We start from the raw sequence: 23290 nt of genomic DNA, 5'->3' as shown, positions 1-23290 counted from the left end.
GAGCAAGCTCGCTCCCACAGTCGTTTTCGGCGTCAGATATTGGCGCGCAATACGCTGGCGGGCAGCGCCTCGCCCCGTTCGGCACTCGCCGCCACCGCCGCTATCAATCCCTCCAGCTCATAGCCCTGCGCCTTGAGCCACGCCTGATCGTAATAGGTGTCCGCATAGCGCTCGCCGCCATCGCACAGGATCGCCACGATCGAGCCCGACTCCCCCGCCGCTTTCATCTGCTGGGCCGCCATCAGCGCGCCGATCAGGTTGGTGCCGCTCGACCCGCCCACATGCCGGCCCAGACGCTGCGCCAGGTAATGCATGGCCGCCAGCGACAAGGCATCCGGCACCTTGACCATCGCATCGATCACTTTCGGCAGGAACGACGCCTCCACCCGCGGCCGGCCGATGCCTTCGATCCGCGAACCGTGGTCCAGACGCAAACTCGCGTCGCCGGTCTGGTAAAAGTCGAAGAACACCGAACGCTCGGCATCGGCACACAGCACCCGCGTGCAATGCTGGCGATAACGCACGTATCGACCGAGGGTCGCGGTGGTGCCGCCGGTGCCGGGGCTGGAAATCAGCCAGGCCGGACACGGGTGCTGCTCATAGCGCATCTGCTGGAAGATCGACTCGGCGATGTTGTTGTTCGCCCGCCAGTCGGTGGCGCGCTCGGCGTAGGTGAACTGGTCGATGAAGTGACCGTCGTGCTCGCGGGCCAGGCGTTCGGATTCGGCGTAGATCTGGGTCGGATCGTCCACCAGATGACTCTGGCCACCGTAGAACGCAATCTGCGCAATCTTCTCCTTGGAAGTGGTCGCCGGCATCACCGCAATGAACGGCAGCCCGAGCATCCGCGCAAAGTACGCTTCGGAAATCGCCGTCGAACCGCTGGACGCCTCGATCACCGGCGCGCCGGGCTTCAGCCAGCCGTTACACAAGGCGTAGAGAAACAGCGAGCGGGCCAGCCGATGCTTGAGGCTGCCGGTCGGGTGGCTGGACTCGTCCTTGAAGTACAACTCGATGCCCGCAAACCCCGGCAGCGGCAAGGGGATCAGGTGGGTGTCGGCGCTGCGCTGGAAGTCCGCTTCGATGATCCGGATGGCTTCGCGGGCCCACTGTCGGTTGTCGCTCATGGCTGTCGTTCTCGTTGAATCGGGCAGAAGTGCCTTCACAGGCTCAGCCCCCAAGCTTAGGAAAAATCCCACGGCACCGACAGATACAGCTGAGCTTCAATCCCTTGGGCAACTGCTAGGCTCTGTTGCACGTCTGGCTCACGCTCTGAAACCATATATAACAAAAAAGAATATAACTTTTGTTTTAACAACTAACAGTACGGGTTAGGGTGTCCCACCTTTTGACTTTATCGATGGAGAGCGACCTTGCCTCTGCGTAGCACTTTCACGCGTTTCTTTCAGTTGGAAGCTGCCAGCGGTCTGTTACTGATCGCCGCAGCCATCCTGGCTCTAATCATCAATAACTCGCCACTGTCGTGGTTGTACACCGGCCTGCTCGACACCCCGGTGGTGGCGCAGATCGGCGCACTGAAGATCGCCAAGCCCCTGCTGCTGTGGATTAACGACGGCCTGATGGCGCTATTTTTCCTGCTGATCGGCCTGGAAGTGAAGCGCGAAGTGCTTGACGGCCAGCTGTCGAAACCGTCGCAGATCGTCCTGCCCGGCGCGGCAGCCATCGGCGGCATGCTGGTGCCGGCGCTGATCTACTGGTTTCTCAACCGCGACAACCCGGCCGCCCTCGATGGCTGGGCGATTCCGACTGCCACCGACATCGCCTTCGCCCTCGGCGTACTGGCCTTGCTTGGCAAGCGGGTGCCGGTGTCGCTGAAGCTGTTCCTGATGACCCTGGCGATCATCGACGACCTCGGCGCCATCGTGATCATTGCGATCTTCTATTCCGGCGAACTATCGACCCTGTCACTGGGCCTGGCGGCGGCGTGCATTGCGGCGCTGGTGGCGATGAACCGGCTCGGGGTGGTCAAGCTCGGGCCGTACATGATCATCGGCCTGATCCTCTGGGTCTGCGTGCTCAAGAGTGGTGTCCACGCGACGCTGGCCGGTGTAACGCTCGCGTTCTGCATCCCGCTGCGCACCAGGAATGCCGAGCCTTCGCCGCTGCTGACCCTCGAACACGCGCTGCACCCGTGGGTGGCCTACGGCATTCTGCCGCTGTTCGCCTTCGCCAACGCCGGCCTGTCGCTGACCGGTGTGACCGCCGAAAGCTTTACCCACCACGTGCCGATGGGCATCGCCGTCGGCCTGCTGCTGGGCAAGACCATCGGCGTGTTCGGCCTGACCTGGCTCGCCGTGAAAACCGGCATCGCCGCTCTGCCCCAGAACGCCAATTGGGGCCAGGTGCTGGGCGTGGCGATTCTCTGCGGGATCGGCTTCACCATGAGCCTGTTTGTCGGCTCCCTCGCCTTCGTACCGGGCGCCAGTGAATACGCCGGGATGGACCGGATGGGCATTCTCACAGGTTCAGTGTTTGCGGCATTGATCGGTTATGCGGTGACGTTGGCGGCGAGCAGAAAAAGCACCATGCAAGGCATTTAACACGCTCATTACAGCGCCCCTCACTGAAGGGGCCAAGAATCAACGAAAGATCCACACACATGATTGGGCTCCAGAACCTTGCAATGCCTTAGTAAATCCCCGTTGGTGTTGCTCGCGGCGCTTAACCCGAGCCTTTCAAGTGTGCTATATCTTCAGCTGACAGCAGCGTCACCTCAGAACGTTTTTTCGGAGCCTTCCATGTCACGCAAAGCAGAAAAGCGCCCAATGACGGACAGTCAGATTGCCGTGCAGGAGTCTTATATTCCGGACATTGCCCTGAAAGCGTTCAACAACGCCTATAAAATGGCACTCGCCAATGGGGCAGCTGTGCTTGTCGCCAAAGATGGCCAACTATTTGAGGTGACAGAAAAATCTTCGGTTGCACTGCGACCAATCGGTACCTATGGAAACCTGAAAAGCGGGACTCGCTTGCACATCAGCAAACTGTCTAAACAGGTCGTTTCTTGAGTACACCCAGGATACGTATATTCGCTGGACCAAATGGCTCAGGCAAAAGCACCTTTAATCGGCTGGTGCCTGCACATCTATTGGGCAATTACATAAATCCAGATGATATAGAGCGTGCAATCAAAGACACTGGATATTTTGATTTCACCACCTATCGCATCGAATCTCACAAAAATGACATTTTTGACTTCTTCCGAAGCCACGCCCTGCTGAAGAAAGCTCCAGAGTCATTGGCAAAATTGGATTCGATTACGATTGAAGGTGACAGGCTCAGCTTCTCGAATACTCAAATCGACTCATATGTAGCGTCCGCTCTCTCCGACTTCATACGGCGCTCGCTGATCAAAGAGAAAATCAGTTTTACGTTCGAAACTGTCATGTCCTCCTCAGATAAAGTCGATTTGCTCTACGAAGCCCAGAGATCCGGGTATAGGGTTTACGTCTATTACGTTGCAACAGCCGATCCGGAAATCAATGTTGCCAGGGTTGCCTATCGAGTATCGCAGGGTGGGCACAACGTTCCTCCTGAAAAGATACGAGATCGTTATTGGAGGTCTCTGGCACTTCTATCTGAGGCAATCCTCAGCTCTAACAGAGCCTATATCTTTGATAACTCGGACGAAGGTAGCGAAGGACTGACACAGGTAGCAGAGATCACAGACGGGGAGCTGATTGAAATTAAATCTGACGTACAGCCACCTTGGTTTAAAGAGTTCGTGCTCGATAAACTGATCTAGATTACAAGCCCTTGAATTCTCTTAAGGTCGGCTCTTATTCACGTCGAACAATCCCCCACGTCTTTAAAGATACGTCCTACCAAATCGCATTCGTCTATCGCGATCACTGGTGTACACCAAACAAAAACCCCGACCAGTCACCTGATCGGGGTTTTCCTTTACCGCTCGTTTGCGCTTAGTGCGAAACGCGGCTGGTTCCGCCGACAGTCGAAATCCGTACCCGCTCACCCACGCGGAATACTTCATTCTCCTGCACTTGCTGCACATAGGCGCGCATGCTGCCGTCGTCTTCGCGCACGGTGATTTCGACACCTTGAGTACGGGTCAGGCCTTCTTCAGTGGCCGAACCGATCAGGCCGCCAGCCACGGCGCCGATAACGGCTGCAACGATGCTGCCTTTGCCGCCGCCGATGGCGCTGCCGCCGACACCGCCCACGGCTGCACCGGCGAGGCCGCCGATCGGGGTTTTGGTGCCTTCGATTTTCACCGGACGCAGGGATTCGATGGTGCCCATGCGAATCGTCTGCACGCGACGCGCTTCGTCACGGGAGTAGGAGTCACCGGTCAGGCTCGACTGGCAGCCGGTCAGCAACATCGCCATCGTGGAAAAGGAAGCAACCAGCAGAACAGACTTACGCATAGCATCAACTCCAAAGGACAGGTATTCATTAAACTCCGCAGCTTGACGCCTGTCACGGCGTCGCCCGGATAAAGTTGCTTTCATTCAGGCCCGGTACAGGCACCCGCGAACTCACCCAACAGTAGCGCCAAAATCCGTTTCCTGCGCCGCCGACCCAAGGATTTCCATGGATTACTTCATCATTGTCGTCACCACCGCCGCCGGTCTGTACTTCCACTGGTGGCTCTATGTGCGGATCAAACGCTGGATGGATCGCGACCTGGCCCTGTCACTGGCCGGCAAGGATGAAGGCAAACGCGCCTTCATGCTCGAACGGCTGAAGCAGGCTCAGGCGCAGAAGATCAAGCGCCGGGACCTGCCGAAGTGGCTTGAGGCCGCTGCGGCAGGCTATCCCGCTCGGTAGACTGCTTAGGGTGCCAGACGTTCAAGAATCCAGTCGGCGCCCTGCACGCGGTAGTTGAGGCGATCATGCAGACGGCTCGCGCGGCCCTGCCAGAATTCGATGCGCTCGGGGAGCAGGCGGTAGCCGCCCCAGTGTTCCGGGCAATCGGGCTGGGTATCGCTAAAGCGCTGCTCGGTGGCCTTGAGCAAATCTTCCAGTTCACCTCGACCGTTGATCACCCGGCTCTGCGGTGACGCCCAGGCACCGAGTCGGCTGCCCAGCGGTCGCACCTGATAATACGCGTCGGACTCTTCAGGTGAGACCTTCACCACCCGCCCTTCGATCCTCACCTGGCGCTCCAGGGTTGGCCAGAAGAACGTCATGGCGGCAAAGGGGTTCGCCGCCAGATGCTGGCCCTTGGCACTTTCGTAGTTGGTGAAGAAGGTGAAGCCCTGCTCGTCCAGCCCCTTGAGCAGCAGAATGCGGCAATGCGGACGGCCGTCCGCATCCACCGTGGCCAGGGTCATCGCGTTGGCTTCCACTGGCGCCTGTTCGGTTTTCACCGCTTCGGCAAACCACTGGTGAAACAACGCAAAGGGCTCGGCCGGAGCTTGCGCCTCGGTCAGGCCGTCCCGGGTGTAATCACGACGCATATCTGCCAGAGACTGGGTCACGGCGCATTCCTTTTCGTTAGCGGATCACTTTTTGGTGGTATCGGTCGCAGCGACTTTCTTGTCGGTTGCGGCAGCTTTGGCGGGCGCGGTCTTTTTCGCCGGAGCCTTGGCCGGGGCCTTTTTCGCTGGAGCCTTGGCAGCAGCTTTCTTGGCCGGAGCCTTTTTGGTGGCCGGTACAGCGGCTTTCTTCGCGGCCGGCGCCGGGGTCACCGGTTTGGCGGCAGGCTTGACGTCCTGGGCAGCAACCATGGTCACTGGCTTAGGTGCAGGCATGTTGTATTTGCTCAGCAGCGCGACCATGGTGTTTTGCGGCGTCACCAGCAGTTCGACACGACGGTTCAGGGCACGGCCTTCAACGCTGTCGTTAGCGGCACGCGGCGCTTCGGAACCCATCCCGCGCAACATCAGGCGATCACGCTGCAGACCGCTGAGGCGGAAGATCGCCGCCACGGCCTGGGCGCGTTCCTGGCTCAGCTTGACGTTGGCTGGAGCGGCGCCAGTGGTGTCACTGTGACCGAGCACCAGTACGGCGGTTTTCGGGTCGGCTTCGAGAATTTTCGCGACACGGGTGAACGGGCCGAGGGTCACTGGCAGCAACATGGCCGGGCGATCCGGGTTGAACGAGCCTTCCACCGGCGCGGTCACGACCAGCACGTTTTCACGGCGCTCGAGTTGCAGGTTGCTGTCCTTGATCGCGGTGCGCAGGCGCGGCTCGTAGTCATCCAGCCAGGCCTGAGTCACTTTCGGATCGGGCATCGGCACGGCTTTGGCCGTGTCCTGCTCCTTGCCGCCAAACGGCCACCACCATTTGCCACCCTTGTCGGCCTCAGCCTTGGCGACTTCGACCGGCTTGGCTTCGGGTTTGGCTTCAGCTTTCACTTCAGACTTGGCCGCCGAGTCGTCGGAGCCAAACGGCCAGTACCAGGGACTGCTGCTCTCGGCCTTGGCCACGGGCGCGGTGGCAGCCGGTTTCAATGGGACAGGCGCCGGAGCCGGCTCCTTGGCCGCGACTTTGTCGGAAGAACCGAACGGCCACCAGCTACCGCCATCGGCGTCGTTTTTCGGAGTCTGTGCACAACCGGTAATCGCGAAACACAGGGCCAGGGCGAGAGTTTGTTTGGACGACATTGGAAACCTGCAAAAAGAGTAATGGACGATCAGAGGACTTTCGCCCGGATAAACAGACGGTTTGAAACAAAAAACGCCATGAGGTTCCGGCCCTGGAACCCCGGGCGACGCTTTACAGACAAGTGGCAAGTACCCGCGCCAGCTTCTGCGCGCGCGGATCCATCAAGACGTACGGCCCAAGGGTATTTGTCACAAATCCGAAGGCCACATCGTGCTCCGGATCAGCAAAACCAATGGAACCACCCGCACCCGGATGGCCGAATGCACGCGGGCCGAGGCCGTAAGTGGCGTTCGGCACGTCGGGTTGATCGAGCATGCAACCGAGACCGAAACGAGTACGGGTCAGCAAGGTCTTGTCCTCGCCGAGGCTGTGTTCACGGGTCAGTTCTTCGAGCATTTCGCTTTCCAGCAGGCTGCCGTCGAGCAGACCGGCATAAAACCCGGCCAGACTGCGAGCATTGCCGTGGCCGTTGGCCGCCGGTTGCTGCATGCGGCGCCATTCCGGTTTGTTGGTGCTGGTGAGCACCGACGGCGGATTGGTGAAGGCCCGGGTGGTCATGGCCGTCGGCTCGCGCATGGTCACTTGCAGCAGGCGCTGGGCAGCGGCGTCGCCGGTGTTGCCCTTGCCCCGGGCGATGTGCGCCACGCGGTGGAATTCTTCGTCGGCCAGCCCGACATGGAAATCCAGCCCCAGCGGTTTGGCGACCCGCGCGACGATCGATTCCCCCGGCCCGCGACCGTCGGCGCGCCGCAGTAATTCACCAATCAGCCAGCCGTAGGTGATCGCGGCATAACCGTGACCAGTGCCCGGCGTCCACCACGGTGCTTCGGCCGCGAGGGCGTCGACCATGGTTTGCCAGTCATACAGCGCTTCCGGCGCCAGCAATTCGCGCAGGGCCGGCAGACCGGCCTGATGGCAAAGCAGTTGGCGCAGGGTGACGGATTCCTTGCCGGCAGCGGCGAATTCCGGCCAGTAACGGGCGACCGGCGCATCGAGCTGCAATTTGCCTTCGGCAACCAGTTGCAGCGCGGTGACGGCGGTAAAGGTCTTGGTGCAGGAGAACAGGTTGGCGATGGTGTCGCTGTGCCAGGCCTCGGTGCCGTCCTTGTCGGCGGTACCGGACCAGAGGTCGAGGACGGTTTCTCCGCCGACCCGGATGCACAACGCGGCGCCGCGTTCCTGGGGATCGTCGAACAGTGCGGCGAAAGCTTCGCGCACCGCTTCGAATTGAAGCTCGTAATGGCCCTGAATCTGCACCCGCAACTCCCCCGCGAAAACGCTCTACAAAGTGGCCCGCATTGTTCCAGCCCGAGAGGGTTTTGGGAACCGCTGCGGGCCGGGCGGTCTTCAGGTTTCGTAACGATCAGTGACCGTTGCCGGAATGCCCGCCGGTGTGGCCAGCCCCCTGCCCCGGGCCTTTGCCGGCGTCTGCCTTGCGGCCGCCCTCGGCTTCATGGCCGGCCTCGTCCGCTGCGGCAGCCGCTTTCTGCGCCTCTTTATTCAACTGATCGACGGTCGCCAGGTTGCTCTTGCGCACGGCTTCGACAAAACCCTGGAACGGCAGATCGGTGACGCCAACCAGACCAAAGTGACCGTTCTCGCCATCGAGCAGGCGCCCGGTCACCGGTTGATCCAGATACTGAAACCAGTGCACGCCGACAATCGACGGTTCGCTCAGCGCCTGCTTGAGGAAGTTGGCGTAAGCCGGGCCGCGGTCTTCTTCCTTGCTCAACGGGGTCACGCCGCCCCAGAACGGGCCACGGTCGGTGGAGCCGAAGTTGAATTCGGTGATCAGCACCGGTTTGTCGAGGCTGCGCAGCGCGGCGAAGTCATAACCGTCCTGCGGTTGCAGGGTGTACATGTTGAAGCTCAGCACGTCGCAATACTGGGCGCAGGACGCCACGGCTTCCGGGGTGCTGGTGGCGAAACGGCCGCCGAGCAGCAACTGGTTCGGCGCGTGCCATTTCAGTGAGTCGGAAATGGTCTTGAAGTAGGTGTCGGCGAAGACCTTCTGGAAGTATTTGAAGTCGGCCTCGATTTCCGGATGCTCCGGATTCGGCAGCGGCGCTTCAAAACCCGGGTCCTCCATCAATTCCCACGCCGGCAGATCAATCCCCCAGGCCTTCGACAGCCCCGCCTGATTGCGGTATTTGTCGCGCAACTGCTTGAGGAACGCGCGTTTGGCCGGAACGTCGGTGGTCATTTTCAAGGTGCCGTAGGCCAGCGCGTAACGGGATTTCGGATCATCACCGGGGCCGGCCCAGGCCAGTTCGTTGTCGGCGAAGTAGCCGATCAACCACGGATCATCGCGATGATCGCGGGCGGCAATCGCCACGGCGCGTTCGGTAGCCATGGCGAAACGTGGATCGAACGGGTCAGGCATGCCGCCCCACCAGTCGGTGCCGGTGCTGATGCTGGTGTAATCGCCGACGATCGATAGCGGCAAGGTGTACGGCATGCGCTCGGCGTCGCCCAGTTGTGGCGCGCTCCAGTTGCCGACGGTGTTGAAGCCCCAGGCTTGCAGGCGATCAAGGGTGTGGTTGGCCCACTTTTGTTCGTCTACGGCGTTTTTGCACGGTGCCGCGACGCTTTGCCCGCTGGTGGCTGCCGACTCGGCGACCCCGGCTTTTGGCTGTTCGGAGGCGGCTACCGGTGCACTGGCATTGGTCGCGACTTCCTCTGCAGCGCCAGCCTTGGCGGCTTCGGCGACCCCGGCCTTGTTGCCGCTATCCGGGGTGCACGGCTGGCCATACAGACGCTGAAGGTTGGCGCCGTAGAAGTCGTACCAACGCCCGAAGTTGTAGCCACGGCCCTGATCGACACCGTTGCCACCACGGTTGTCACCTTCGCCGAAGTGGCTGGCCAGAGGTTCTCCTGGTTTGGGCAGGGATTCGAACATGTACTCACGGCCGGCCACGTAGGTCTGGTTGACCTCCGGGCTGACGGTGTTCACGCCCAGGGAATAGAACGGGTGGCCCTCGGGCGTCACCAGATACCAGCGGCCGTCACGCTTTTCGGTACGGAAGAAGCCGCTGGCCTTGAACGCCGGGCCTTTGCTCCAGCCACCGAACTTGTCCAGCGACGACTTTTCGCGCTCGGCCAGCCAGGTATTCAGTTGTTGCTGTTCTTTGGCGGCAGCGGATTTCAGTTGTTCATCATTGGTGACTTTTTCCGGCCATTTGCCGCGAGTCGACTGGCCATAGACATCCACCAGATGGCCGTAGGCGGATTTGATCACCTCGCCTTCGTCCTGCACGCCAAAGCGCTCGAGCAACAGACTTTGCGCGGCTTTCGGCTGATCCATCGACAGGCTGACCGACACCACCTGACTGCGATCCAGCTCACCGCTACTGCTCGCCAGCAGGATGCGCTGCCCGTCGATCGTCATCGGCATCACCGGCCCGGCTTTCATGCCCTGGCTCAGCGGCGAGGTCGCGGTCAACGGCACGAGCAAGGTCTGCGCCGGGCCGGCCGGCAGGTCGACGCGGCTGACCAGAGTCTTGCCGTCGTTGCTCTGGATTTGTACGTAGACGGTCACCGCCCAGTTCATCGCGCTCTGAATGCGCAGGCTCATCATGCCGGACTGCGACCAGTCCCAGGCGCCAGTCTGCGGGGACAGACGCAAGGTCGGGCGGGCCACCGGGTTGAACGTCACCCGGCGCAGCACTTCGCCTTCGGGGGTCTGCTCGGCGTTGGCTTGCGGCAAGTCAGCGTTTTCGGTCGCCACTTTCACCACATCGGCGGGGCGGACAAAGTTGAACAGGGTCTGCTGGCCGGCAGGTGCCGCCAGCAAGGGGCCAGCGAAAACCAGGGCAAAAATGGCAGGCAACGAACGACGAATCATGAGAACGGATTTCTCCCTAACGACCCACGAGGGCCAATGGAAAAGCGATAGCAGAGAGATAGACAGCGCGGCGGGCAAAACTGCCCACCGATGTCTCAGGATATTTCACGACGGAAAGGAGGCAACGCATTGAGGATCGCCTTGCCGTAGCGCTGGGTGACCAGCCGCCGATCCAGCAAGGTGATGGTGCCGCGGTCTTCTTCGGTGCGCAGCAGACGGCCGCAGGCCTGGACCAGCTTCAGCGAGGCGTCCGGCACCGAGATTTCCATGAACGGATTGCCGCCCCGGGCTTCGATCCATTCCGACAATGCGGCTTCGACCGGATCATCCGGCACCGAGAACGGAATCTTGGCGATCACCACGTGCTCGCAGTAGGCGCCCGGCAAGTCCACGCCTTCAGCAAAACTGGCGAGGCCGAACAGCACGCTGGAATCGCCGCCATCGACCCGCGCCTTGTGCTTGTTCAGGGTTTCCTGTTTCGACAGGTTGCCTTGAATGAACACTTGCTTGCGCCAGTCGCGGTCGAGACCGTCGAACACGTCCTGCATCTGTTTGCGCGACGAGAACAGCACCAGACTGCCGCGCGAGCCTTCGACCAGTTCCGGCAGATCGCGGATGATCGCGGCGGTGTGGGCGGCGGCATCGCGCGGGTCGGCCTTCAGGTCCGGCACCCGCAACACACCGGCATCGGCGTGATGGAACGGGCTCGGCACCACGGCGGTGACGGCTTTTTTCGGCAGACCGGCACGCATACGAAAGCGGTCGAACGTTCCGAGCGCAGTCAACGTCGCCGAAGTCACCAGACAGCCGTAAGCCACGTTCCACAGGCTGCGGCGCAGGGTTTCGGCGGCGAGGATCGGGCTGGCGTTGACCTCGATGTCGAACAGCGAACCGCTTTCGGCCAGGGTCAGCCAGCGGGCCATCGGCGGGTTGTCTTCCGGGTCTTCGGCGGTGAATGCGGTCCACAGCTCCCAGTTGCCGGAGGCACGGGACAACAGGCTGCCGAACAGCGGATACCATTCCTCGGCCTGATTGCTGGCGATGCCGATGTTGACCTCGCCGTCCATGCCTTCCTTGAGCAGATCGGTCAGGCGGGCGAACAGGTCATTGAGACGGGCATAGCCTTTCTTCAGCTCGATGCCCATTTCGCGCATGTGCTCGGGAATTACTCCGCCGACGAACCGATGACGCGGTCGCTCGCGGCCTTCGACGTCTTCACCGGGCTTGAAGTCGGCGATCTGTTCGCAAGCAGTGAACATGAATTGCTGCTGGGTCTTGATCTCCCGCGCCAGCTCCGGCACCTGCTCGATCAGTTTGCCGAGGTCGCCCGGCAACGGGTGTTGCGCAAGCAGTTTGGTGAGGTTCTTGGCAGTGGTTTCCAGCCAGTCGGCGGTGGAGCGCAGGCGCGTGTAATGGGCAAAGTGGCCGATGGCCTTGTCCGGCAGGTGGTGGCCTTCGTCGAACACATAAATGGTATCGCGCGGATCCGGCAACACTGCCCCGCCGCCCAGCGCCAGGTCGGCCAGCACCATGTCGTGGTTGGTGACAATCACGTCGACCTTGCCCATGCCTTCGCGGGCCTTATAAAAGGCGCACTGGCCGAAGTTCGGGCAATGACGGTTGGTGCACTGGCTGTGATCGGTGGTCAGGCGTGCCCAGTCGGCATCTTCCAGTGCGGTCGGCCAGCTGTCGCGGTCACCGTCCCACTTATTGCCGGCGAGTTTCTCGATCATGCTGGTAAACAGCTTTTGACTGGCTTCATCGACCTCGATCTTGAAGCCTTCTTCCTCGAACAGCTGCGCGGTGGCGGTCTGCGCGTGGCCTTCCTGCAACAGCATGTCGAGCTTGGAAAGACACATGTAGCGGCCACGGCCCTTGGCCAGGGCGAAGCTGAAACTCAGCCCGCTGTTGCGCATCAGGTCTGGCAGATCCTTGTGGACGATCTGCTCCTGCAGCGCCACGGTCGCGGTGGCGATCACCAGCCGTTTGCCTGCCGCCTTCGCGGTCGGAATCGCCGCCATGCTGTAGGCGACGGTCTTGCCGGTACCGGTGCCGGCTTCCACCGCGACAATCGCGGGGTCGCCACTGCGCCGGCCTTCATCGTCGGTGTCGATATCCCCGAGGACCTTGGCGACTTCAGCGATCATCAGGCGCTGGCCGTAACGCGGCTTGAGGCTCTTGGCCTCTAGAAAACGCGAGTAGGCGCCCTGGATCGTGGTTTTGAGTTCAGTGCTGATCATTGAGTGTCGGGCGCAAAAAACGCTGGATAAATTTTCAGTGGTTCGGTTCGGCGGCTATCATACCCCGCGAATCGATCCCGCGCAGAACGGAGTGCCCCAATGACACCTTTTAGCCTCGTTTACCCCATCCATGTACTGGCCGCACTGGTGTGGGTCGGCGGCATGTTTTTCGCCTGGATGGTGCTGCGCCCTGCGGCGATGAAGGCACTGGACGGTCCCAGGCGCCTGACGCTCTGGGTGGAAGTGTTTCAAGGTTTTTTTCGTTGGGTATGGGGAGCGGTGATTCTGCTGCCGGTCACTGGCGTGGGCATGCTGCACCTGCAACACATCGCCTTCGATAACGCGCCGCGTTATGTGCAAGTGATGATGGGGCTGTATGTGGTGATGACCGCGCTGTTCATCCGGATTCAGGCATTGATGCTGCCGGAACTGCGCACGGCGGTGCAAGCGAAGGACTGGCCGGCGGGTGCGGCGGTGCTGGGGCGGATTCGCAAGGTGGTGGGGTTCAATCTGCTGGTCGGGGTGGTGCTGGTGGCGGTGGCTGCTGCGCGGCCGATGATTTGAGCGTGTTCGCTCCCGCGCACGGCGCGGGAGCGAACACGTGACAGATTACAAGCGTTGTACGGTGACAGACCCCGCCGCACCCGCAGGCCCCGGCTGCCCGTCAGCCCCCGGTTTGCCGCTCTTGCCGCCATCGGCGCGATAGACCAGGCAGCCCTTGGACTTGCCACCCGCCCCCGGCTTGCCGCCAGGACCGGCCGGGCCACCGGCGCCGCCGGCGACTTCGACCTTGATCAGCTCGGCCGGAAACTCGCGCGGCACTTCAAGACGCACCAGCGCGCCCGGTGCCCCCGGCTGACCATCGCTGCCGTTGCTGCCATCAAAACCGTGTCCCGCCTGACCCCAGGTGCAACCCGGTTCCTGACCGTTGGCGCCATCGAGCCCGACAAAACCCGGCGCACCGGTGCCGCCACGCGCATCGACCACCAGTTTCGGTGCGCTCAATGCCTTGAATTGCAGGTTCAGATTGCGCCCGGCGCGGGCGGCTTTTTCGTAGGTGCCCGGTGCGCCACGGGCGGTGATCTGGCTGCCTTCGGCAAGTTGAGCGCGGATGACTTTCATATCCAGCGCCTGTTCGCTCGGCACGATGGCGATGCGCGCTTCATGGCCCAGCTGCAATTCGCCGACACTCAACTCGGTCACGTTCGAAGGAATCAGCAAGGTGCCGTAATCGGCGACCACCAGTTTTTCCAGTTGCAAGGTACTGGCGGTGTTCGGCAGACGCATCAGCGAATTGGTTTCGACGCTGACCACCTGGGCACAGGCAAACGGGCTGATGAATGCAGCGAGCAGGCAGAGTTTACGCATGGGAAGCCTCCGGAGCGGCCGGGGCCGGGATGGTTAACAGGTGGAAAATGCCGAACAGCAGGATGCGGCCACGATCACGCCAAGGGTGTGGACGGCCCTGGAGGCTGCGGCCGCTCAGCAGCGCTTCCAGCACGTGGATCACCAGCAACAGAGCGCCGGCCAGATTGACCAGCAGGTGCAGCGGATGAACAAACGGCACCAGCTGATTGGCCAGCACCACGCAGCAGAACAGCAGGGTCAACAATCGCCCCAGCCCACAGAACACCTTCATACGCTCCCCCGTGTTGCGAATTATTCTTTGGGCGCACAGTAACGGCTTCTGCAGGGGATAAGCCAGAGGGAAAAATGAAAAAACATCATCCGCCGCCAGATGACTGCCGGTTCGGGAGACTCGTCGACCGACAGCTCTAGCCTGCGGACTACAGACCCATCCTAACGATTGATGTGCAGTTCCACCCGACGGTTCTGCGCACGCCCCTCTTCAGTATTGTTGTCTGCGACCGGCTCGCTTTCGCCGCGCCCTTCACTGGTGAGTTTGTTCGGCGCCAGGCCCTGACTCAGCAAATATTCCGCCACGCTGCTGGCGCGACGTTCCGAAAGCGCCTGGTTATAGGCATCCGAACCCTTGCTGTCGGTGTGGCCGATGACCTTGATGCTCACCACGTCGGCATTGCGCAGTTTGTCCATCAGCGTATCGAGCTGACTTTTCGCGGCCGGTTTCAGATCGGACTTATCGAAGTCGAACAGCACGTTTCCGGCATCGTTGAGGGTGATGACTTCGGTTTGCGGGGCCGGTTCGGCCGGTTTCTCGGTGACCGGATATTGCGGCAACGGACAGCCACGGTGGTCGACCGGGGTATTGGCCGGGGTATCGGGGCAACGGTCGCGGCGGTCGAACACGCCATCACCATCCTCATCGCCATCCTGGGCATAGCAGATCAATCCGCCGGTAAGGATCCCCAGCGCAGCGCCACCGCCGGCCCAGCCGCCACTTTCGAGCGCGCCGAGACCGCCACCGACCAGCCCGCCAATAAGGCTGCAGATCGGCCAGGTACGTTGATTGAGGGGAGCGGTGCCATCGCTGTGGGTGGCGCAACCGGTCAACAGGCTGCCCAGCAGCAGAACCGGCAAGACGGACCTTGTAAGAACACTCATCGTTAAAGCTCCTGTGTCACCGGCCCATACCGGTTACACAGGAGTAAAGACCCGCATCCGCGACTGCACAAGCCGCGGATGCGAGGGGGCTAGCGGTTGATTTTGATTTCGGTACGACGGTTCAGCGCGCGACCGTCCGCAGTTTTGTTGTCTGCCACCGGCTGGCTTTCACCGGCACCGGTCACCGACACGAAGCTGCTTTGCGGCACGCCGCTTTCAACAAGGTACTTGACCACCGAGTGCGCGCGGCGATCCGACAGTTTCTGGTTGTAGGCATCGCTGCCGACGCTGTCGGTGTGGCCGGTCACGGTCAGTTGGGCCGTGCTGGACTCCTGTTTCAGGCGCGAAGCGACTTTATCCAGGACCAGTTTGTCGGCCGGGGTCAGCGTGGCCTTGTCGAACTGGAAGTGAACATCGCGGATGACAATGGTTTCTTCCTTGACCACTACAGCTTCTTCAACCACTGGTGCAGGGGCTGGTGGAGGGCAGCCGTCAGCATCGACCTGTACGCCTTTAGGCGTGCCCGGGCACTTGTCGCGACTGTCCGGCACACCATCGCCGTCTTCGTCGCCATCACCATGAACCCAGCAATAGGCTGCTGCCGTACCGCCGACGAGTAACGCGCCATACCCCGCCCATGCGGAGCTTTCGGTCGCACCGAGACCCGCACCGACGACACCACCGACTGCCGCACAGGTCGGCCAGTCGGTTTTCTGCAAACCTGCACAACCAGTCAACACACTGGTTAGCAGAACCAAGGGTAATGCTGTCCGAACTATGCTCATCTAGTTTTCTCCTGAGGGATCGGCTTAGAACCGATTCAGGGAGTAAAGACCGGAGTTTTAATCTCCGCCAGCAATAGGCCATTGCTGTTTGTGCGCCTGTTCACGGGACTTCGACGAATTTGCCGCAAACCCGCAGGACAGAGATCTAGGCCTTGACGCTTGGGCAGGCTAGTCTTGGCGCTCTGATTGAGGAGTTTCGATGAACGTCGCCATTTCTTCCCGCACGCCGCAGCAGGCATTGGCCGCCCTGCTCGACCGCTATGCCCCGGCACGTCTGCTGCTGATCGGCGCCAGCGAGTTCCCGGCGCTGGCTGCCTTTAAGGAAGCGCACCCGGACACCTGCGTCGCGCACGCCGCGCCCGGCGCGTTGCCGGCGGAACTGGCGGCGTGCCGTTTCGACCTGGCGCTGGTAGTCGATTGCCTGGAACATTTGCCCAAGCGCGACGGCCTGAACCTGCTGGGCGGGATCCGCAACCTCAACGCCAGCCGCATCGCCGTGCTGGCGGATCTGCCGGCCAGCGGCTGGCAGGAAACCGATTTTTATTCCCTGGCCCTGCAAGCCAGTGAGCGTTTTCAACGCGAGGAACAGGTATTAACCCTGTTCACCTACGATCTGCTTGACTACAAACAAGTCCCGGACTGGCTCAACTCGCGTTTCTGGGCCAACCCGGAAAACTTCGGGAAATACTGGTGGTAATGCAATGATCTGACACCTTGTAAGCGTTAGATTCCCATTGTATTAAAAGGCAACCCCTTTCGAACTCATAGCCTGCGCTGGTGATTAAGGGGCAATTTAATGCCCCTTAATCTGTAAAAGCAGACTTAAGGGATTGGGGGTCTAGTCAATGCAGGGGATGTTTGATGGAGCTTGTGAGGGCTACTCAAGATTTTGTGATTGCTGGGCAACCCTATCCGAAATTTCCTATTCTGCTTTGGGACTCGATGGAGAGTTGCGTCCCGGCCAATCAGTTCTTTCGTCACTACCTGCTTCGTGGGGAAATCGGCTCTGATCGATCCTGGCCCAGTGCTGGACGCGCCCTTTACGATTTCTTCAGCTTTCTCCAAGCCCATGAGATGAATTGGCGCGACGTTGATCGGGGTGAGGCAAAGAGCCTTGTGGCTGCCTATCGAGACTACTGTCTGGTGACATGCGAGTTGGGACCAAACACCACTCGCCAGCGCCTGAGTTACATCTGCAAGTTCTACAAATACGCCCTGAAGGAGGGCTGGGTGAACCGCCTGCCCTTCAGCTTTGAAGAACGTACGGTGAGCCGTGAATCAAGATTCCTTGCGCACGTCGATGCCAGTGGCGGCAAGAATATGGCAAACGATGTGATGCCGCGTTGCCGCAAGGTCCTGCCCAAGTTTCTAAGCATGGCCGAGATCAAGTCTCTCCTAGCCGCAGCGGAAAACCCTCACCACAGGATGATGATTCGCCTAGCGTTACATACAGGGCTACGCCGCGAGGAAATCGCCGCCTTCCCGCTGGCATATATTCTTGACCCACATAAGGCTGGACGAGCCGAACGCAACCTCCGCCTTCGGCTAGATCCATTCGACGGCAGTGGTATGGTGACTAAAGGCAGCAAGTCACGGGATATTTACGTCAGTTGCAAGTTTATGGCTGAACTCTACCGATATGTGACGAAAATCCGCGGCGAGCGTGTATCGCCAAGCAAAACGCCACCAAAAACCTTGCTCCTTAACCAGTCGGGTGAACCCTATGGTGACAATGGCAAGAGCCTCAACCGGATCATTAGCGAGATCGGCAAGCGGGCTGGAATCAAGGTCCATGCGCACATGCTCCGGCACACATATGCCACCCAAACCCTAGTCAGCCTCCAGCGTACCGCTGAGAGTGGACTAGAGCCTTTGGTCTTTGTTCAGCGACAACTTGGCCACAGTTCAATTCAGACAACCATGGTGTACCTGCACCTAGTGAATGAAATGGCCGACAAAGCAGTGCTGGCTTATGACGATGAATTGTACGCCCTTGCAGGGACAGTTTGATGGGCAAGCGCAAGGTATTTACTAAGACTGACCTCAGTGTCTCGCAAGCCGAGCACAGTCACGATATAGCAGGTAAAGTGGTGATTCTGCCAGAGGTAATCCCGCGAACTAATACCAAGATCGCGTTCGGACGGAACGCCACTTCAGCGCGTAACTTCGACTTTGCCCGCTGGTATGGTGTTGACATTGATCCCATCACCCATGCTTGCCAGTGCCAGATCGAACGCTTTCTCTCAGAAGGGGATGCCGTCGTCGCGACGAGCACGGTGACTGCTTACTGCAGGCAAGGATTGGGCTCTTTTCTGGACTATTGCGTGCTGCACGCGACGGCCTTTGGCCGAGAATTGACCTTGGCCGATATAACCCGCGACCTGATCGACGGTTATCTTGTCCATCTTGCCGGGATAGGTGTGGCAACTACCTGTCAGAAAAGCACGTACTCAAAGACTAAGTCCGTTCTTCTCGCCTTGGGGCTGCGTGGAGTGGTCCACCTAGTCACCTCCGGCGATGCCGCTACCTTCCCGGATAATCCCTTTCCGAACATCAACCGCAAGTCCAAAGGCGAGACGGCGCTGTCCAAGCGCGAGAAGCGAGCTTTAACGGTGGCGCTGAGACAGGCCATCAAGCCAATTTGGGATGACGATGTAACCGTGACCGGTTACCTCCTAAGCCTTATCCTGCTGGTCGTGGCACTGCACACTGGACGCAATACCACTCCACTCCTGGAAATGGGTCGAGATTGCCTGCGCTCCCACCCTAAGGACGACACCGTGTTCTTGGTGTTATGGAAACGGCGCGGCTACAACTCCAGCAAGGTGGCCCTTCGCGCTGCGTCAGACGCCGAACGCCTTTTGGAATCCACCCCGAGCGTGAGAACAAACCTCGAACGGCTCATCCGCCGCGTGATGACGCTTACCGAGCCTCTGGATGCAGAGGCACCGGTCGACTACAAGGGCCGCGTGTGGCTGTATCGCTCTAGTTCCAGAAGAAACGCCGGCGAAGTCAATGCGCTGACTCATGTGTCGTTGGAGAAGGCAGCAATCAACTTTGTAGCTCGCTATAACCTGACAGACAACGACGGAAAGCCACTGCGCATTAATATCTCACGACTGCGCAAGACCTTTGCCAACCGCATCTTCGAGCTGGCCGATGGCGATTTGGTAACCACTGCCGCAGCACTAGGCAATACCTTGCGGGTAACCGACCAAAACTACTTGGCGCCCGATGAAGTTGCCCGTCGCAACTGGCAGTTCATGGGCGAATTACTGGTGCAGGAGCTACTAACCCAAACCATTGGAGCGACCTATAAAAATACGCCCTTGGGCCGCTGCGCCGACCCGGTGAACGGCCAGTACGCCCCGAAGCGCGAAGGTGCGACCTGCATGAACTTCATGAATTGCCTGCGGTGCAATCACTATGCGGTGACCGCCGACGATCTGTATAAACTGTTCAGTTTCTACTTCCGAGTACTGACCGAGCGCTCGCGTATGGATAAGTGGCGCTGGACACGAGAGTACGCTCATATCCCCCGCTTAATAGACCACTTCATCATTGCCGAGGGAGTTCGTCGCGGCACGTTCAAGACAACCGTCGTGGAGGCCGCCCGCGAGCGTGCCCGCATTCTGCCGCATCCGTTCTGGTCAGTTGATCTGATTGACAATCTAGAGACTTTTTCATGAGCGAGCACACGCTGGTGGCAACAACCTGCGCCATCTTTTCAGCCCAACCAGGTGATGTGCGGGGGCTCTCTGGATCCGAGCGCGACAGCCTAATTGTCAGTACTACTCAGATCGATGGAAAGTGGGTCATCCTTAGCCGCTACGGCGATAATATTTGGCAACTCGATAGGTGTGCCAGCAACGTGGAGATGAGCAAGAAACGGCTGGACTTCAACAAAATACCGTCGGCATTCCAAGAAGTGATGAAGGCAATGTTGTACCGCTATCTACGACGCGGCCTCAGAGGCGGAGTTCGTCCCAAAGGCGGCTCTCTGAGACGCTTATTCCACGATGCACAGCCATTCTTAAGCCATTTGCAGGCGCTTAAGCTTGATCACATTTACGCGGCGACCCCCATGGTCTGCGGGACCTATGTGAACGCAAGCAAGGCGTATCTACAAACCAAGGTATCCAAGGGCAAGCCACTTTCGCAAGGTGCAATAAGCACCCGTTTCAAAGCCGTCGAAGCGCTCTATGAACTCAGTCAATACACCGACGACCAGATGCCGGCGCATCCATGGCCGGAGACGTCAGCAGCGGCATTGGCCGGGCTCACCGGCCGTGGATTTAATTGCGACAGTAAAACGCATCTGATCCCCGATGATGTGTTCTGCATTCTGTTCGAGCGAGCCTACCAGCAAGTTGAACGTGGTCAGTACCTGCTTGACCTCCGCGATGCATTGGATGTTCTAACTACGCACCGAAAAGGACAACCTACCAGTGCCGTCTATGTCGCTATGAATGCTCAACTTGGCGCTCTCGGTTGGGAGGGCGGTCTGAACTCATTTACTAAGGCATTACTCGATCTGCGGACTTCTTGTTATATCATCGTGGCCAGCACCTCCGGCTGTCGCAATCACGAGCTGACCAACCTACAGTCAGGCGCACACCAACGCACCGAGGACGATGAAGGCACTACATACCACTGGATGCGCTCTCGTTCGGAAAAAACCGATACTGGTGTGCATGACTGGATGATCCCCGAAGCCGCTGTGCGCGCCCTGCGCGTGATAGAGCGCTGGGCCGCGCCCTATCAGGCCAAGCTTGCTGCCGAAATCATGCAGCGGAGACGCGCCAACCCATATGATCCACAGATAGCGGAGGCACAGAAACACCGCCGTGCGCTCTTTCTCGCTGTAGATCGAAAAAATAATCTGGTACGCACGCTTAGCAACAAAAATTGGAATGGGCGCCTCAAAGCATTCGCGAAGGATTGCGGTCTGAGTTGGAATCTCACTACCCATCAGTTCCGCCGCAAGTTCGCCAACTACGCCGCACACAGCCGTTTCGGCGACCTGCGCTACCTCAAGGAGCATTTCGCGCACTGGTCGTTGGACATGACGTTGCGCTACGCCATGGATAATACCTGGGGACAACACCTGGACCTTGAACTCTACGACGATATTCAGGGAGAGGTGGAAGACATAAAACTCGGCGTCGTGGACAAATGGCTAGGTGACGCCTCCCTGGCCGGTGGCTATGGCAACGCGCTGAAAAAGTGGCAGCGAGAGCCCCAGAACCTGCTGATTTTCAAGGATCATGCCTCGATGCTGAAGTCCATTAGTGAGAGTACTGCTATCCGCAGCAACGGCCACGCCTGGTGCACGGCGGACAATGACGGTTGCGTAGGCAACTCCCTTGAACGCACCCGCTGCGGCGGCTGCAATCATGCCGTGATTGAACTCGAACATGCGCCCATTTACCAACGACTCTACGATGATCTGAAAGGACTGCTGCATTGCACAGATATTGGCGAAGGCGGCCGACAACGAGTTGAGCGCAACCTAAATCGCTGTCGTGACGTACTGGCACAGTTGGGAATGGACCTGGAGACTCTAATCGCATGAAACCCAAAGATAAGGCGACCAACTACAAGCGTGCCGAGGATCGAGAAAAGGATCTGAGGCTGGCCCTCCTCCGTATCCAAAAGGGTCGCACCCGCACCGGAGAATCCAAGATTACCATCGCGGCAGTTGCGCGCGAGGCCGGTGTATCGACAGCACTAATTCACAACCATTATCCGCAGATTGCCGAGGCTATCCGGGAAGTCCAAGGTCGCTCTAGTCGTGCCATGCGTGATGGGAAACAACAGGACTTAATTGTGGAACGCAAAAAATCCGCAGCGTACCGTCAGGAAATCGAAAAGCTGCAGGCCAATCTCGCCAGCCTTGCTTCCATCAACGAAGTACTGATGGACGAGAATCGTGTTCTCAAAGCTAAGATGAATGACAGCAAAGTGGTCGATCTGGCCTCAAGGAAACAGCAGGGATAGGTAGATTCCATTTTTCTGCTTGGTTCTCCTTACCCCTATCGACTTGTTGCTTGGACTGCTCAATCTGGATTACGGCAATAACCAGCGAGCGCCATCTGGCGTTGCATGAGTAAACTTTTGGTGTTGTTCATCGCGGTAGTCGCTGAATCGCCCTGCAGCGTTGTGACAGATGACTATGGCTATCGGCGGGTCAGAGAACATCTGGGTCGCATCGAGTATGGCGTGTATTGAGCAACACAACCCATTGCGCAGTTGGCCAGCATCCACACTGCAGCCTGCGTATCATCCATGAATTAATTCGCGATCAGCAAGCACGCCGAAGTAAAGTCAGGCGACAGATAGATGAGTAATCACTCGTCGAACGAACTGGAAAGGATGTGCGGAAATCAGCTTGGGCTGGAGGCCTCCTTGATAATGCAAGCTCTTTGATAGCGAGTCAGAACTCGCACTGAGTACTGGATCCGGCAGTAGCAATTTGTGCAGATCCTGCCAACCGTCCAGTGGGCTCCTGATCAATCACCAATGGCGTAACTGCATCTAAGAATCTATGCTTTGCTTTTTTTGAACGATTTGCCATCAAGCTCTTAGCTTCTGCTTCGATCTGCGTCCGCAGGATCCACTTAAGCTCTTTGATTTTACGTCTTCCTTTCATCGTGCCCTCAGTCCGACCAATAGGAATAATCGAGTCCGGGTATTAGTTACGGTGTATGTATTCACAGCGTCTACTGATACTCCGCCGTTTCTACTGACAGATTTACAGCATTCACCATTCGAGTAATGACGGTTGATAGCCAGGTCTGATGGACAGCCAGCTCTGGGTCAGAGACACCGTCTGCACGGGATAACTCGTAGAGGGATCTCCACTCAAAAATATCTGAGGGCTCGACCTTAGCGCTGTCTCTATAAACAGCATTTGTTGCCAATCGATACGCATATGTATCCACACCCTGCGCATCCGCACTAAAAAGCTTGACTCGCGCAAAATCAATAATGGCTTCAGCGATCCATCGCGAAGTGCCATTCAGTTCAGGAGGTATGGCTAACTGGACGCCCACGATAGCTTTATTTGAATCAGGACGATCCACTTCGTGGAATAGGTCAATCAAATCTTGGCCTGAGTAACGTTTGATTATCCCTACCCCCTCCTCTGGCTGGGCAACGTTAGCGACGGCCACAAGCACTATCGTAGAAGGAATGTGCTCGTCACACGTCGTCGAAGGATGACGGACGCTGTTCTGAAGTGCAGACATAACGCTCTCCAAAAATGAACACTATAGATTGTAGCCCTATAGAGTTCAAAAAGGCTT

Annotated in this window: 23 protein-coding genes; 10 read left to right on the top strand and 13 right to left on the bottom strand. The window is 59.0% G+C overall.

Annotation, left to right across the window (positions count from 1 at the left end; translation table 11 throughout):
- Positions 1-32: 32 nt before the first annotated feature.
- A complete protein-coding gene (locus tag N8H71_RS23435; protein WP_262195849.1) occupies positions 33-1127 on the bottom strand; it encodes a PLP-dependent cysteine synthase family protein in 1095 nt (364 codons plus the stop codon).
- A gap of 246 nt (positions 1128-1373) precedes the next feature.
- On the opposite strand from N8H71_RS23435, the gene nhaA reads away from it, so the two are divergent.
- From nhaA to N8H71_RS23420, 3 genes are all read left to right on the top strand, one after another.
- Positions 1374-2561, top strand: a complete 1188-nt coding sequence (gene nhaA, locus N8H71_RS23430) for a Na+/H+ antiporter NhaA (RefSeq protein ID WP_262195848.1) — start codon at positions 1374-1376, stop codon at positions 2559-2561.
- 198 nt (positions 2562-2759) lie between these two features.
- Positions 2760-3029 carry a hypothetical protein gene (locus N8H71_RS23425; RefSeq protein ID WP_262195847.1) on the top strand — a complete coding sequence of 90 codons (270 nt, stop codon included), beginning with the start codon at positions 2760-2762 and terminating at the stop codon, positions 3027-3029.
- Complete coding sequence (locus tag N8H71_RS23420) at positions 3026-3766, top strand: zeta toxin family protein (protein WP_262195846.1); 741 nt, start codon at positions 3026-3028, stop codon at positions 3764-3766. The genes N8H71_RS23425 and N8H71_RS23420 overlap by 4 nt, the downstream gene beginning before the upstream one ends.
- Before the next feature lie 175 nt (positions 3767-3941).
- On the opposite strand, the gene N8H71_RS23415 is transcribed toward N8H71_RS23420, so the two are convergent.
- Positions 3942-4406 carry a glycine zipper 2TM domain-containing protein gene (locus N8H71_RS23415; RefSeq protein ID WP_007918566.1) on the bottom strand — a complete coding sequence of 155 codons (465 nt, stop codon included), beginning with the start codon at positions 4404-4406 and terminating at the stop codon, positions 3942-3944.
- A gap of 166 nt (positions 4407-4572) precedes the next feature.
- Here N8H71_RS23415 and N8H71_RS23410 point away from each other — a divergent pair, with 166 nt between their 5' ends.
- On the top strand, positions 4573-4809 hold the full coding sequence (locus N8H71_RS23410) for a hypothetical protein (protein ID WP_007959143.1): 237 nt from the start codon (positions 4573-4575) through the stop codon (positions 4807-4809).
- A 5-nt stretch (positions 4810-4814) separates the two neighbouring features.
- Here N8H71_RS23410 and pdxH read toward each other — a convergent pair whose 3' ends face one another.
- The 5 genes from pdxH to dinG all read right to left on the bottom strand — a co-directional run bounded on the left by pdxH (position 4815) and on the right by dinG (position 12675).
- The gene (gene pdxH / locus N8H71_RS23405) at positions 4815-5462 is read right to left on the bottom strand and encodes a pyridoxamine 5'-phosphate oxidase (protein WP_262195845.1); all 648 of its coding nucleotides are present in this window, start codon (positions 5460-5462) and stop codon (positions 4815-4817) included.
- A gap of 24 nt (positions 5463-5486) precedes the next feature.
- Positions 5487-6590 carry an OmpA family protein gene (locus N8H71_RS23400; protein WP_262195844.1) on the bottom strand — a complete coding sequence of 368 codons (1104 nt, stop codon included), beginning with the start codon at positions 6588-6590 and terminating at the stop codon, positions 5487-5489.
- Positions 6591-6702: 112 nt separating this feature from the next.
- Positions 6703-7848, bottom strand: a complete 1146-nt coding sequence (locus tag N8H71_RS23395) for a serine hydrolase domain-containing protein (protein WP_262195843.1) — start codon at positions 7846-7848, stop codon at positions 6703-6705.
- Between the two features lie 106 nt (positions 7849-7954).
- Positions 7955-10435 carry a beta-galactosidase gene (locus N8H71_RS23390; protein WP_262195842.1) on the bottom strand — a complete coding sequence of 827 codons (2481 nt, stop codon included), beginning with the start codon at positions 10433-10435 and terminating at the stop codon, positions 7955-7957.
- A 95-nt stretch (positions 10436-10530) separates the two neighbouring features.
- A complete protein-coding gene (gene dinG, locus N8H71_RS23385; protein WP_262195841.1) occupies positions 10531-12675 on the bottom strand; it encodes an ATP-dependent DNA helicase DinG in 2145 nt (714 codons plus the stop codon).
- Positions 12676-12774: 99 nt separating this feature from the next.
- On the opposite strand from dinG, the gene N8H71_RS23380 reads away from it, so the two are divergent.
- Positions 12775-13239 (top strand): CopD family protein, encoded by a 465-nt coding sequence (locus tag N8H71_RS23380; RefSeq protein WP_262195840.1) that lies wholly within the window; start codon positions 12775-12777, stop codon positions 13237-13239.
- Between the two features lie 45 nt (positions 13240-13284).
- Here N8H71_RS23380 and N8H71_RS23375 read toward each other — a convergent pair whose 3' ends face one another.
- The 4 genes from N8H71_RS23375 to N8H71_RS23360 all read right to left on the bottom strand — a co-directional run bounded on the left by N8H71_RS23375 (position 13285) and on the right by N8H71_RS23360 (position 15983).
- The gene (locus tag N8H71_RS23375; protein ID WP_262195839.1) at positions 13285-14043 is read right to left on the bottom strand and encodes a collagen-like protein; all 759 of its coding nucleotides are present in this window, start codon (positions 14041-14043) and stop codon (positions 13285-13287) included.
- A complete protein-coding gene (locus N8H71_RS23370; protein WP_262195838.1) occupies positions 14036-14314 on the bottom strand; it encodes a DUF1145 domain-containing protein in 279 nt (92 codons plus the stop codon). The genes N8H71_RS23375 and N8H71_RS23370 overlap by 8 nt, the downstream gene beginning before the upstream one ends.
- 161 nt (positions 14315-14475) lie before the next feature.
- The gene (locus N8H71_RS23365; protein ID WP_262195837.1) at positions 14476-15198 is read right to left on the bottom strand and encodes an OmpA family protein; all 723 of its coding nucleotides are present in this window, start codon (positions 15196-15198) and stop codon (positions 14476-14478) included.
- Positions 15199-15287: 89 nt separating this feature from the next.
- The gene (locus N8H71_RS23360) at positions 15288-15983 is read right to left on the bottom strand and encodes an OmpA family protein (RefSeq protein ID WP_011332779.1); all 696 of its coding nucleotides are present in this window, start codon (positions 15981-15983) and stop codon (positions 15288-15290) included.
- A 199-nt stretch (positions 15984-16182) separates the two neighbouring features.
- Between N8H71_RS23360 and N8H71_RS23355 the strand changes: the two genes are divergently transcribed.
- From N8H71_RS23355 to N8H71_RS23335, 5 genes are all read left to right on the top strand, one after another.
- On the top strand, positions 16183-16680 hold the full coding sequence (locus N8H71_RS23355) for a DUF6231 family protein (RefSeq protein ID WP_262195836.1): 498 nt from the start codon (positions 16183-16185) through the stop codon (positions 16678-16680).
- A gap of 164 nt (positions 16681-16844) precedes the next feature.
- A complete protein-coding gene (locus N8H71_RS23350) occupies positions 16845-17993 on the top strand; it encodes a tyrosine-type recombinase/integrase (protein WP_262195835.1) in 1149 nt (382 codons plus the stop codon).
- Complete coding sequence (locus N8H71_RS23345; RefSeq protein WP_262195834.1) at positions 17993-19672, top strand: hypothetical protein; 1680 nt, start codon at positions 17993-17995, stop codon at positions 19670-19672. Before N8H71_RS23350 ends, N8H71_RS23345 begins: the two co-directional genes overlap by 1 nt.
- The gene (locus tag N8H71_RS23340; protein ID WP_262195833.1) at positions 19669-21558 is read left to right on the top strand and encodes an integrase; all 1890 of its coding nucleotides are present in this window, start codon (positions 19669-19671) and stop codon (positions 21556-21558) included. Before N8H71_RS23345 ends, N8H71_RS23340 begins: the two co-directional genes overlap by 4 nt.
- Positions 21555-21983 carry a TetR family transcriptional regulator gene (locus tag N8H71_RS23335; RefSeq protein WP_262195832.1) on the top strand — a complete coding sequence of 143 codons (429 nt, stop codon included), beginning with the start codon at positions 21555-21557 and terminating at the stop codon, positions 21981-21983. The genes N8H71_RS23340 and N8H71_RS23335 overlap by 4 nt, the downstream gene beginning before the upstream one ends.
- Positions 21984-22419: 436 nt before the next feature.
- On the opposite strand, the gene N8H71_RS23330 is transcribed toward N8H71_RS23335, so the two are convergent.
- Entirely contained in the window at positions 22420-22635 is a 216-nt protein-coding gene (locus tag N8H71_RS23330) for a hypothetical protein (protein WP_262195831.1), read from the bottom strand.
- 70 nt (positions 22636-22705) lie between these two features.
- Entirely contained in the window at positions 22706-23233 is a 528-nt protein-coding gene (locus N8H71_RS23325) for a hypothetical protein (RefSeq protein WP_262195830.1), read from the bottom strand.
- Between the last annotated feature and the right edge of the window lie 57 nt (positions 23234-23290).

The sequence above is a fragment of the Pseudomonas koreensis genome (genome assembly GCF_025447595.1).
Classification (GTDB): domain Bacteria; phylum Pseudomonadota; class Gammaproteobacteria; order Pseudomonadales; family Pseudomonadaceae; genus Aquipseudomonas; species Aquipseudomonas koreensis_H.
Note: the sequence above shows the minus strand (reverse complement) of the source record. Positions and strands in the feature narration are given on the sequence as shown.